Origin of the sequence: Deinococcus indicus, from assembly GCF_002198095.1 — a bacterium.
Lineage (GTDB): Bacteria > Deinococcota > Deinococci > Deinococcales > Deinococcaceae > Deinococcus > Deinococcus caeni.
The window spans coordinates 1-11171 of record NZ_NHMK01000029.1; the positions used below are offsets into that span (position 1 = coordinate 1).

At 70.7% G+C, this 11171-nt stretch carries 9 protein-coding genes and 1 tRNA gene; 3 read left to right on the forward strand and 7 right to left on the reverse strand.

Going from position 1 to position 11171, the window contains the following annotated elements; translation table 11 throughout:
• The 5 genes from CBQ26_RS17085 to CBQ26_RS17105 all read right to left on the reverse strand — a co-directional run.
• On the reverse strand, positions 1–1043 hold a 1043-nt coding region (locus CBQ26_RS17085), incomplete at its 3' end, for an eCIS core domain-containing protein (RefSeq protein ID WP_143342197.1).
• Between the two features lie 49 nt (positions 1044–1092).
• A complete protein-coding gene (tsaE, locus tag CBQ26_RS17090) occupies positions 1093–1542 on the reverse strand; it encodes a tRNA (adenosine(37)-N6)-threonylcarbamoyltransferase complex ATPase subunit type 1 TsaE (protein WP_088249847.1) in 450 nt (149 codons plus the stop codon).
• A 51-nt stretch (positions 1543–1593) separates the two neighbouring features.
• Positions 1594–3732 (reverse strand): coiled-coil domain-containing protein, encoded by a 2139-nt coding sequence (locus CBQ26_RS17095; protein ID WP_088249848.1) that lies wholly within the window; start codon positions 3730–3732, stop codon positions 1594–1596.
• Positions 3732–5387, reverse strand: a complete 1656-nt coding sequence (locus CBQ26_RS17100) for a hypothetical protein (RefSeq protein ID WP_229844459.1) — start codon at positions 5385–5387, stop codon at positions 3732–3734. The genes CBQ26_RS17095 and CBQ26_RS17100 overlap by 1 nt, the downstream gene beginning before the upstream one ends.
• Positions 5384–6103, reverse strand: coding sequence for a roadblock/LC7 domain-containing protein (locus tag CBQ26_RS17105; protein WP_088249849.1), 720 nt, complete (start codon positions 6101–6103; stop codon positions 5384–5386). The genes CBQ26_RS17100 and CBQ26_RS17105 overlap by 4 nt, the downstream gene beginning before the upstream one ends.
• 139 nt (positions 6104–6242) lie before the next feature.
• Between CBQ26_RS17105 and CBQ26_RS17110 the strand changes: the two genes are divergently transcribed.
• A tRNA-Arg gene (locus tag CBQ26_RS17110) sits at positions 6243–6319 on the forward strand.
• Between the two features lie 56 nt (positions 6320–6375).
• Here the strand turns inward: CBQ26_RS17110 and tkt are convergent.
• Positions 6376–8358, reverse strand: a complete 1983-nt coding sequence (gene tkt / locus CBQ26_RS17115) for a transketolase (protein WP_088249850.1) — start codon at positions 8356–8358, stop codon at positions 6376–6378.
• Between the two features lie 420 nt (positions 8359–8778).
• On the opposite strand from tkt, the gene CBQ26_RS17120 reads away from it, so the two are divergent.
• Positions 8779–9669, forward strand: a complete 891-nt coding sequence (locus CBQ26_RS17120) for a GNAT family N-acetyltransferase (RefSeq protein ID WP_088249853.1) — start codon at positions 8779–8781, stop codon at positions 9667–9669.
• Between the two features lie 5 nt (positions 9670–9674).
• Positions 9675–10571: a GNAT family N-acetyltransferase gene (locus CBQ26_RS17125; RefSeq protein ID WP_088249851.1), complete on the forward strand. Its 897-nt coding sequence runs from the start codon at positions 9675–9677 to the stop codon at positions 10569–10571.
• 223 nt (positions 10572–10794) lie between these two features.
• Here the strand turns inward: CBQ26_RS17125 and CBQ26_RS17130 are convergent.
• A partial coding sequence (locus CBQ26_RS17130) for an IS1 family transposase (protein WP_280522610.1) occupies positions 10795–11171 on the reverse strand: 377 nt, incomplete at its 5' end.

The following is an 11171-nucleotide window of genomic DNA, read 5'->3' on the forward strand; positions in this document are numbered from 1 at the left end:
GCGAGTCGCGCGCCCATACTGCGCGCTTCCTGCTCCAGTCCGGCGTCCGGGTCGATGCCCGTCCCCACGCGCCCCTGGCTCTGCTGCACGGTGTGCGTCACCTCATGCGCCAGCAGTTCCAGCCCACTCTGCGTGTTCGGATTGAACTGCCCCGCCTGGAAGAAGATGTCCGTCCCTGTCGTGAACGCCACGGCATTCACGCCCTTGGTCAGTTTGTCTGCCTCCGCATCGTCGTGAATCCGCACGCGGCTCAGGTCGTGGTTCAGGCCCCCCTCCAGATGCCGCTGGATCGCCTCCGGCAGGGGGTTTCCCGCCCCTCGTCTGGCCTGAATTCGTTGCAGGACCGGCTGGGTCGCCTCGGCGTCCAGTTCCGCCAGTCGCCGTTGCAGCGTCTGGAGGCTCCCGAAGTTCAGCGCCGCCTGTTCCTGCGCCTGTTGGCGTTGCAGCGCCTCGTCTGCTGCGCGTTGCAGCGGCAGGCGTTCGGCTGGGGGCACCATGCCCAGCACCACACGGGACACCGGGGCACTCAGTGCGTGGCGTTGCAGCGTGGCGAGGTGCTCGCCATAGGTGGTGTACCGGGCCTGGGGCTCGCTCCGGTCGCTGCGGAAGCTGTGGGCGAGGGTCTGCGCGACCTGTCGTTGCAGGGTCTGGAATGCCCCGAAGGCGCGGGTGTCCAGACGCTGTCCCTCGACGCCCTCGGCGCGGTGACGCATGACCGTGACCCAGTCGGACGGCGTGACGGGCTTGGCAGGAATGAGTGACTGGGTCTGCGGCTGGACGGGAGCAACGTTGCCCAGGGCAGCTACCTGTCGCTGGATGGTGTCACGTTCGCTGGCGAGGCGTCCCTCTTCCTGGCGCTGTAAGGTTGCGGCGCGCAGCACGGGCGCGGCGGCCTGTTGCTGCGCAGTCTGCGGGCGGGCCGTGAGGCGCTGCAACGCATGCCGCTGCACTTCCAGACTGGAGAGCGGCGGCTCTGTTAATTGAAGCACCGGTTGGACGGGCAGGGGGACTTTGCGTCTACTCTGCTGGGACCGTTCCGTCATGAATGCCAGTGTACTGCCGTCTGACCTGCCGTTCAGAAGATTTGCGTCTTCAGCGCCGGCGGGTCACGCGCCGCACGTCGGGCGCGCCGTCCAGGTGTTCGAGCAGCAGGATGGGCGCGGCGGGGTAGTCGGCGTACAGGCCCTCGCCCCATTCGATGACGCTCAGGCGGCTGCGTTCGATCAGGTCGTCGAGGTCCATCTCGTACAGTTCGTTCACGTCTCGCACGCGGTACGCGTCGACGTGCAGGACCTGCCCGGCGGGGGTGGGGTAGGCGTTCATGAGGGCGTAGGTGGGACTGGTGACGGTGTCGGTGAAGCCCAGCGCGGCGACCAGCCCCTGCGTGAGGCTGGTCTTTCCGGCGCCCAGTTCGCCTTCCAGGAACAGGACGCTGCCGGGCGGCAGGGCGGCAGCCAGCCGGGCTCCGAACCGCTGCTGTTCGCTCAGGCCGCGCAGCAGCAGGACGTCACCCGGTTCGGGAAGCAGGGGTTCGGCGGTCATGCCGCCCAGTATGCCGGGCGGCCGCAAGCGGGGAAAGAAGCGGAGTCCGGATCAGCCCTGGCCGGTGTCGAGCCACGGGCCGACCCGTTCGTCCAGCGCGGTCCAGGTGACGGCGCGGCCCACGCGCCACTCGCCGGGCGCGCCGCTGCGGGCGGACCAGACGTGCGTGGCGTCGTTCATGTCGAGGCGTTGCAGGCCCAGCGCGGCCGCCTGGGTCAGCAGGGCCAGCATTCCCTGCGCGGCGGGTCCGTGCGGTCCGTGGTGGATCTGGCCGTGCTGGAACAGCCAGGTGTCGACCTGTTCACTGTCCGGGGTCAGGACGGGCGGCAGCGTGAACGGCGCACCGGAGTCCGCCGGGGCCGGCGTGGGGGCCGGGGTGGGTTCGGGGGTGGGCGCCGGCGCGCCGATGGAGGAGAGCAGCGTGTCGAACAGCGCCGAGGCGCTCATGGCGGGCGCCGGGGCGGGGGTGGGAGCGGCCGCCGGGGCCGGGGTGGCCGGGAAGGTCCCCAGCGCCGCGAAGGGGTCGGCCGGGGCGGTGGTGGCCGGGGTGGTGGGCGCGGCGGCCAGCAGGCCGGTGTCGGCCGCTTCCTCGAAGTCGAACACGTCCAGCAGGCCGCTCAGGGCGTCCTGGCCGAAGGTGGCGGTGACCTCCTGCGCGGCGCGGTACTCGGCGTGCGCCTCGGCCAGCAGCGCCTCGGCGTCCAGCAGGGTCTGCTCGTAGCGTTCGCGGGCCTGCGCGCTCATGCGGCCCAGGCGGCGCTGGGCGCGCAGCGTGTCGGCCAGCCGCCCCAGTTTCTGGGTGGTCTCGCCGGCCAGACTGCGGACCGTGTCGTACTCCTGCACGACCCGGTCGGCGCGGGCGTCGAAGTCCTCGCGTTCCTGCGCGGCGGCGCCCATGCGGCGCTCCAGCAGGCCCCAGAGGGCCGCGACGTCCGCCTCGCGTCCCTGCGCGAGGTCCGCGCGGGCCTGCGCGAGCAGCGGCGCGAGTTCCGCGCTGGCGCCCAGCACATTCCGGGCCGAGCGTTCGATGTCCAGCAGTTCGCGCTGCGCGGCCAGCTGCGACTGGGCATTCACGCCCGCCTGCAGCGACTCGTGCATGGCGCTCAGTTCCTGCAGTTCGTCCGTGGCGAGGCTGCCCATGTCCAGCAGGTGCCGCGCGGAATCCAGCGCGATGCGCATGTCCGCGCCGCTGACCGCGCCGGCCAGCGCCGTCTCCAGCTGCGTGAGGCGGCTGCGCTGCTCGCCCAGCACGGTTTCCCGCTCGAATTTCAGCTGCTCGCGCCAGTTCTCGACCGTGTCGGCCGTCAGCTGGTTGCCGTGTTGCAGGCCGCGCAGCGCGTCGTGCTGGGCGCGCAGGTCCGGGCGGGCCTGCAGCAGGGCCGCGAACTCGCGTTCCAGCGTGCCCAGTTGCTGCGCGGCGTGCTCCTGTTCCAGCGCCAGCACGCGCGCCTGCGCGTCCGGGTCGAGGATCGTGGCGGACGTGGGAATCTCGGCGGTGTCCACGTTCTGAACGGCCTGCACCACCGACGACTCCAGCAGCTTGCGCAGGTTGAAGGTGATGTTCCGGGCGCGTTCGACCTCGCCCGGCAGCAGCGTCCCCTGCGACTGCGCCTCGTCGATCTGCCCGATCAGGGTCTCCAGGCGGCGGACTTCCTTGCCGCCCATGCCCTGCACGCGCGCGAACGTGGCGCGCAGCTCCGCGAGGTCCTGGCCCTGCTCGACCAGCCCTTCCTGCAGTCGGCGGTCCATCACCTCGATCAGGTTCTGCCCCTCGAGGACCAGGGCGCTGATGTCACGCCCCTCCTTTTCCTCCTGCCGGGCGACACTCAGGACGCCACGCAGCCGCTGCGTCTCGGGCCAGTCGAAGTACAGCGTGAAGCGCCGCGCGCCCTCCTCCAGCCCGACCAGCGAACTGACGACCGGGGAGGGCAGCTGCCGCTCCTGCGTGGTCTTCATCAGTTCATTCAGGACCTCGGACACGCGTTTCTTGGCCAGGGGCGCCGGGACGCTCAGTTGCAGCCGCTTGAAGACCTCGCGCTTGAGGATGTCTTCCAGCATGGCCGGGTCCAGGGTGTCCAGGGTGCTGCCGCGCGCCTGCGCGGCGTCCTGCAGGATCCGTTCGAGCGCGCGGGGCGACACCAGATCGCCCAGCATCTGCACCGGGAGCCGCTGAAGGCTGGCGCTGGCCATCAGACGTCCTCATCCCAGTCAATGCTGGTGTGCTGCGTGGTGTTCTGCACGCTGGGTTTGGCGTTGCCCAGCAGTCCGAACTGTTCGCACAGTCCCCGGAAGCCGAAGGCGGTCAGGCCGATGGCGGCCGCGCCCAGCAGCGCCCAGATCGGCAGGGCGTACGCCCCCTGGCTGAGGGTCAGGTTCGTGAGGTTGCGCAGCGCGGCCGCGCCGAACAGATCCCCGAACGCGCCCAGCAGCCCGAACAGGCCCTCGAGGAACAGCGGCAGCATCAGCAGCGCCAGGCCGCCCAGGATGGCGCGCCAGTACACGTTCCGGCCGCCGAACGCGAGGTTCAGCAGGTACAGCGGCACGACCGTCAGGCCCGCCAGCAGCGCGAACACCAGCACCCGCAGCCAGCCGCTGAACCAGCGGGACACGCCCACCGAACTGCCGTCCAGCGCACTGACGGGCTGGCCCGCCGCGGCGTTCTCCAGGTTCGCCAGTCCGCCGATCAGGGCCTGCACGTCGCTGGGACGCAGCGCACCGCGTCCCTGCGCGCCCGCGATGGCCGAGCCGAGCGCGTCGAAGCCGGCCGCGTTGCGCAGCGCCACCGGGGCGCCCGCCAGGGCCGTGCCTGCCTCGGCCAGGGCCGCGCGCGCCGAGGCGTTGTCCGCGTGACCGGTGGCGGCCAGCGCCCGGCCCAGCGCCGCGTACACGCCGGCTGCGCCCTGCGCGGCAGACGGGGCCGGCGTGACCGGTGTGGTCGCGGGCGGGGTCGTGACGGGCGTGGTTTCGGTCGGGCTGGTCGCGGCCGGCGGGGTCGTGGCCGGCGGCGTGGTCGGAGTCTGGGTCCCTGGGGTGGGGGTCTGCGTGCCCGGCGCGCGACCGGTCGCGGCAGGCGGGCTGGCGAGCGCCGCCGCGAAGGCCGCCGTGCCCTGCCGCAGCGTCGTCAGTGAGGTCGTCAGGGCCGCCGTGTCGCCCGCCGTGAGCTGCCGCAGCGCGTCCCCGAACTGCGAGACAGTCAACGTGCCCGCCCCGGCCGAATCCTGCACCACCGTGAACCAGCCAGTCGCCCGCGCCAGGTTCACGTACGACGCGGTGTTCTGCGCGGGCCGCGCCGCCTGCAGGCTGGCGCTGACCTTCTGCACCGCCGCCCGCTCCAGCCGCCACGCGGTGCGTTCCAGCCGTCCGGCCCGCGCGTCGCTGCTCAGGGCGGCCGCCGCGTCGCCGGTCAGGCCGAACTCGCGCGCCAGGACCCGCACCTGCGCCGCACCGTTCTGCGGCGCGGACGCCAGCAGCGCCAGCGTCTGGTCGTACAGCGCCTTGCGCATCAGCCCGCGCGCCAGCAGCACCTGCGCCTCCAGCTCCGCCGGGGTGCGGCCCAGCGCCGCGCGGGAACTGCCCAGCGCGTCCTTCAGGCCGGTCACGATCTGCCGGTTGCGCAGCGTGGGCGACAGCGTGTCCAGCGCCGACTGCGCCGCGTCCAGGCGGGTCAGGGCCGCCTGCGCCGACGAGGCCCGCGCCGTCACCGCGCCGTCCAGGTTCTGCGCCAGCGAGTTGTACGCCGCGAGGTCCTGCGCGCCCGCGCCGCCCAGCCCCAGCGCCGCGAGGGCCAGCAGCGTCATGGGCGCGCGCACGCGGCCCGTCCGGTCATCCTGAATGGACAGGCTCACGCCGCCACCCGCAATTGCTGAAGTTCCACAAGAAGTCTCCCCACGTTCGCTTGAGAATTGGCGACCACCGCCACGCAGTACCCGCCCAGCGGACACATGCACACCGTCTGCCCGCCCAGATCCGCCGACAGCAGCCGCAGCGACCGCCGCTGGAACAGCATCGCGCTCGCCGCCACCACGCTGCCCAGCCCGGCCGGGTCCTTCACGGACCGCGACCGCAGCACCTCACCGCTCGCGCGGCACACCATCACGCCCTGCACGCCACTCAGGCGGCCCAGCAGCTGAATCAGGGCGTCCTGATCCAGCGTCGTGGACAGGTCATACGACCGGCCCTCCAGCGACCCGCCGTACTCCGGGTCCTCGAATTCAAAATCGTCCGCGCTGAGCAGCAGATCATTCCAGATGGTCGTGCCGCCCGCCTCGTCCCAGCTGGCGTGCGGCACGTGCGCCGTGAACAGCGTCGGCGCTTTCGGATACTTCGCTTCCAGTTGCCCGGCCAGGCTCAGCAGCTCCTTGCGCGCCCGCGTGGCCGGCATCACGGTCTCCAGGCGCGACAGCAGCGGACCGGAGATCACCTGTTGCATCTCCTGGGCCGTGACGGTCTCGGCCACGAGATTCTGCTCGCGCAGCACCGCCCGCAGCATGGTCTCGGCAGCCCGTTCGGAAACGACGCCCGACAGGGCGCGGACGGTCATGGTGTACACAGCGTTCGTCATGAAGAACCTCAAGGGAGTATAGGTAGGGCCCGCTTACATTTTTATCTCACGTTTCTGTGCCCTGCGCGCGGGCATTCCGGCCTCCAGGGGACCCTGCTATACTCCCGTCTGCGCGCCCGCAGCGCCGCCACACCTGCCCGCACTCGTAGCTCAGTTGGATAGAGCGGCCCCCTCCTAAGGGGCAGGCCACTGGTTCGAATCCAGTCGAGTGCACCACAGAAGAGCCGGACCCGCTCAGCAATGAGGGGTCCGGCTCTTCTGTGGTGCGGGGCTTACAGGACGCTCTTGACGACCTTGGTGACGTTGGCGACGCTGAAGCCGAACTTCTCGAACAGCACGCTGGCGGGCGCGCTGGCGCCGAAGGTGTCCATGCCGATCACGGCGCCGTCCGTACCGACCCACTCGTACCAGGGGCCCTTGCTGGCGGCCTCGATGGCCACGCGCCTGACGCCGGGCGTCAGGACGCTGTCGCGGTAGCTGCGGTCCTGCGCGCGGAACACTTCCATGCAGGGCATGCTGACCACGCGCGCCTGGATGCCCTCGGCGGCCAGGGATTCGGCGGCGTCCAGGGCGAGGCTGACCTCGCTGCCCGACGCGATCAGGATGACCTGCGCGCCCTCCCCGCCGGCACTGTCGGCGTCGCGCACGACGTAGGCGCCCTTCTTCACGCCGGCGTGGTTGCGGGGCAGGATGGGCAGGTCCTGGCGGGTGAGGGCCAGGGCGGTGGGGCCCTTGTCGTACTCGAGGGCCATCTGCCACGCGGCGGCCGTCTCGTTGGCGTCGGCGGGGCGGATGACGTGCGCTCCGGGCACGGCGCGCAGCATGGCCAGCTGATCGATGGGCTGGTGGGTGGGGCCGTCCTCGCCCAGGCCGATGGAGTCGTGCGTCAGGACGTACGTGACGGGCTGCATCTGGATGGCGCTGAGGCGGAAGGCGGGTTTGAGGTAGTCGGCGAACACCAGGAACGTGCCGACCAGGGGGCGCAGGCCGCCGTAGAGGCTCAGGCCGTTGGCGGCGGCGCTCATGCCGAACTCGCGCACGCCGAACAGGACGTTGCGGCCGCCCATGCTGTCGGCCTGCATCTCGCCGCCGTCCTTGATGGTGGTCTTGGTGCTGCCGGACACGTCGGCGCTGCCGCCCATCAGGCCGGGCACGGCGGCGGCCAGGGCGCCGATGATCTCGCCGCTGGCGTTGCGGGTGGCGACACCCTTGCCGCCGACCTCGTAGCTGGGCAGCACGTCGCTGAGGTTGGCGGGCAGGTCGCGGGCGAGCAGGGCGTCCACCTCGGCGCCCAGGTCGGGGTGCGCGGCGCGGTAGGCGTCCATCAGGGCGTTCCAGTCGGCTTCGAGTTTCGCGCCGCGTTCGGTGGCGTCCATGTGGGCCCTGACTTCCTCGGGCACGGTGAAGGGGGGGTATTCCCAGCCGAGGGCGGCCTTGGTGGTCGTGACGCCCTCGGCGCCGAGGGGTTCGCCGTGCGCCTTGCTGGTGCCGGCGCGGGGGCTGCCGAAGCCGATGACGGTGCGGACCTGGATCAGGGTGGGGCGGTCGCTGGCGTGCGCCTCGCGGATGGCGGCGCGGATGGCGTCCAGGTCGTTGCCGTCGGCGACTTTCAGGACGTTCCAGCCGTACGCCGCGTAGCGCTGGGCGGTGTTCTCGCTCTCGGCCTTGCTGGTGGCGGTGTCCAGCTGGACCTCGTTGTCGTCGTGCAGCCAGATCAGTTTGTTCAGGCGCAGGTGGCCGGCCAGGGCGGCGGCCTCGTGGTTCACGCCTTCTTGCAGGTCGCCGTCACCGAGGATGGCGTAGGTGTGGTTGTCGAAGATGGGGAAGTCGGGGCGGTTGTAGCGCGCGGCGAGGTGCGCCTCGGCCATGGCCATGCCGACGGTCATCGCGGCGCCCTGCCCGAGCGGGCCGGTGGTGGCGTCGAGGCCGGGGGTGTGGAAGAACTCGGGGTGGCCGGGGGTCTTGCTGCCCCACTGGCGGAAGTTCTTGAGTTCCTCGAGGGGCATGTCGTAGCCGGTGAGGTGCAGCAGGCTGTAGATCAGCATGCTGGCGTGCCCGGCGGACAGCACGAAGCGGTCGCGGCCGGCCCATTCCGGGTGTGTGGGGTTGAAGCGCAGGAAGTCCTGCCACACCGCGTACGCCATGGGTGCGGCGCCGAGGGGAGCGCCTGGGTGGCCGCTGTTGGCGGCCTGCACGGCGTCGATGCTCAGGGTGCGGATGGTGTTCACACTCAGCTGGGAGATGTCGCTGGACATGTTGCGTATCCTACCCCGAGAAGAGTATGTGTACCGTGTACACTTATAGAAAGACCTTCACAGTCCCATAGATAGGCCCAGCAGGCGCGGCTGCCGGAGCGTCGCGCGGCGGGGCGCAGAAGGGCCGCCCGTCGTGGTGGCGGGCGGCCGGACTGGACTGTGTGAGGGGGGCAGGGCTGGCCGCGCGGGGTCCGTGGACCTGATCCGGGGCCGTCATCCGTCCTGGGGAGCAGGCGCGCTGATGTCGCCTCCATTCCGGTACAGACAGAATACGCCGGAGACAGAATAGGCGCAAGCCCTTCCGTGAATATCCACTGAGTCAACATGCGGCAGCCCTTGAGGCCACCTTTATTCACGGTAGGCCAGATGGCGTACCCGACCGATTCGCGCCGCGCCCACACGCCAGCGCACAGTGAACACATGCACATCCGTTCCCCCGAACCGGTAGACGCGTACGCGGCCACCCTGCTGCTGAACAGCACCCAGGAACCTCACTTCCACACCACAGCCGCCCAGCTACGCACCAGCTGGGACCGCCACCCCACCCGCACGCTCGTTGTGGGCGAGCCCGGCCAGCCGCGCGGCCTGCTCACCCGGTGGGCACCGGACTTCCACCCGACCCACCTGTGGATCGGCCTCCACCTGCACCCCGACCACCGCGCCGACGACACCGCCCCCACGCTGCTGCACGCCGCCCGCGACGCCGCCCGCGCCCAGGGACTCACCCACCTGTGGCTGAGTGTCCGCGAGGACTACCTCAGTACCGCCCCCGATCTGACCACCCTGGGCCTGCGCGAGGTTCACCGCACCTTCGGCGGCGGACTGCACCTGCGGGACTGGACTGACCCCACCCCCGACCTCCGCCGGGCACTGGAGAACCGGGGCTACCACTTCACGCCCGCCCAGCCACACGCGGACGATCCGCGCCTGCATGACCTGTACACCCGCACCCGCGACCACAAGGTGACGGCCGCGCCGACCATTCCCGCCGCCTCCCCCACCCTGGCCGACGAGGACACCCTCTGGGACGCCGCGCATCTCGCGTGGCAGGGCGAGGAGCTGATCGGCATCTCCCTGCCGGAGACATCGCGCCTGAACGCCCGGAACGCCGTCCTGACCGTCGCCCCCGACCACCGCCGCCGGGGCGTGGGCCGCGCTTTGCTGGCCCTGACGGCCCGCGCCCTCCAGAACCAGGGGATCACGTTCCTGAACACCGCTGGCAGTGCCACGGACAGGGCGTACCTGCGCGCCCTGCGGCAGGTCGGCGCGAACATCGAACCCGACTGGATCGCCTGGGAGGGTCCATGCTGATAACCATGCCCACCCTCCGCCCGTTCCGCGCCGCCGACGCCTCAGCGGTCGCCCGCCTCGTCACGGAGGGTGTGCGCGGCCACTGGACCTACGCACCAGAACACTTCCGCGAGGGGCAGCCCGACACCCGCCCCACCCGCCTCGTCGCCGAGCAGGACGGCGTGGTGATCGCCACCGCGCGCCTCGCGCCGTTCGGAGAGGGTGTGCCGGACGCCCTGCGGCTGGACGTGGCCGGAGACGCCGCCCACTTCACGCCGCTGCTGCTGGCGCATCTGGCTGCAATTCCCGCCGGGTTCCGGCGCGTGCTGGGCGTCACCCGCGAGGACTTCACGGAGCAGATGACCTTCTTCGCGGCGGCCGGCTTCCGCAACGCATGGCAGTCCTGGGGCGCGCACCTGGACCTGCGGACCTTCGACCCCGCCCTCTTCGAGGCGCTTCAGGAGCGGCTGTTCCTGGCCGGCTACGAGCCCGAACGCCTCAGCCCGGACGCCCCCGACGCCGACTGGGACGCCCTGTACGACCTGCACCGGGCGGGCGTGCGCGACCAGCCGCGCAACCCGACCACCACGCCCGACCCCCTGACCTGTGACGGCCTGCGGGACGTGATCCGCCGCGAGGAGGCCGCCTTCGTCACGCGCTGGCGCGGCCAGATCGTCGCCCTGACCCGCCTGACTCCACGAGGCCCGGAGGTAGAGAGCGAGGGCACCGTCACCCACCCGGACCACCGCGCGCGGGGCGTGATGACCGCCCTGAAAGCCCACGCCCTGACCTGGGCGAAAGGAGAGGGATTCGCGCATGCCGGGACGGGCGGCACCGTCCTGAACCTGCCCATGCTGCGCGTGAACACCCGCCTGGGCTACCGCACGGAACGCATGTGGATCACCTGGGAGAAAGACCTCTGATACGGACTCCGATTGAATGGCTTATAAAGCCGTTCAATCCGAGCGAAGCGAGTGGGAGAGGGAAGGGTTCCGGACGTGGAGCCGGCAATCCGGTGAAGTTCCGGATTGTTGGCGAAACAAACGGAATCCATATGAGCACACAGCCGCGCTGCATACCCCTCCCGGCCGCCCCCGCAACAGGTGCGTGCCAGGGCGGGTTTTCCGGCGCCCATGGGTCGTGGGTTCATCGTAATGACGCGTTGTAGCGGTGAATGAACATCCAGATCAGGAGTTCCAGATGTGCCTGCTTCCGACTGAACGATAGGCTCCGCCTGACCAAGTGAGCCACCCGCAGCCGCAACGTGGCATTGAAGCGCTCGATGTGCTGCGTGCCCCCGATGACGTGCAGGCCGCCAAACACCACGGATTTGTATGCCGCAAGGCCATCGGTATGACACCGGGCATCCAGATACCGGGCGGGCAGACTCTCCCACAGTCCAAAGGCACTGACCTCATCCCGTGCCCCTATGAAACAGCCCACAATGCGGCGCGAGTGGCGGTCCATGGCGAGCCAGATCCACAGCAATCTGGTGTGGCGGGTCACAAACGTGCATAACTCGT

Coding starts and splice junctions, on each gene's coding strand:
- tkt (WP_088249850.1), bottom strand. CDS start 8,358: ATGTCCAGCGACATCTCCCAGCTGAGTGTGAACACCATCCGCACCCTG.
- CBQ26_RS17095 (WP_088249848.1), bottom strand. CDS start 3,732: ATGGCCAGCGCCAGCCTTCAGCGGCTCCCGGTGCAGATGCTGGGCGAT.
- tsaE (WP_088249847.1), bottom strand. CDS start 1,542: ATGACCGCCGAACCCCTGCTTCCCGAACCGGGTGACGTCCTGCTGCTG.
- CBQ26_RS17125 (WP_088249851.1), top strand. CDS start 9,675: ATGCCCACCCTCCGCCCGTTCCGCGCCGCCGACGCCTCAGCGGTCGCC.
- CBQ26_RS17120 (WP_088249853.1), top strand. CDS start 8,779: ATGCACATCCGTTCCCCCGAACCGGTAGACGCGTACGCGGCCACCCTG.
- CBQ26_RS17105 (WP_088249849.1), bottom strand. CDS start 6,103: ATGACGAACGCTGTGTACACCATGACCGTCCGCGCCCTGTCGGGCGTC.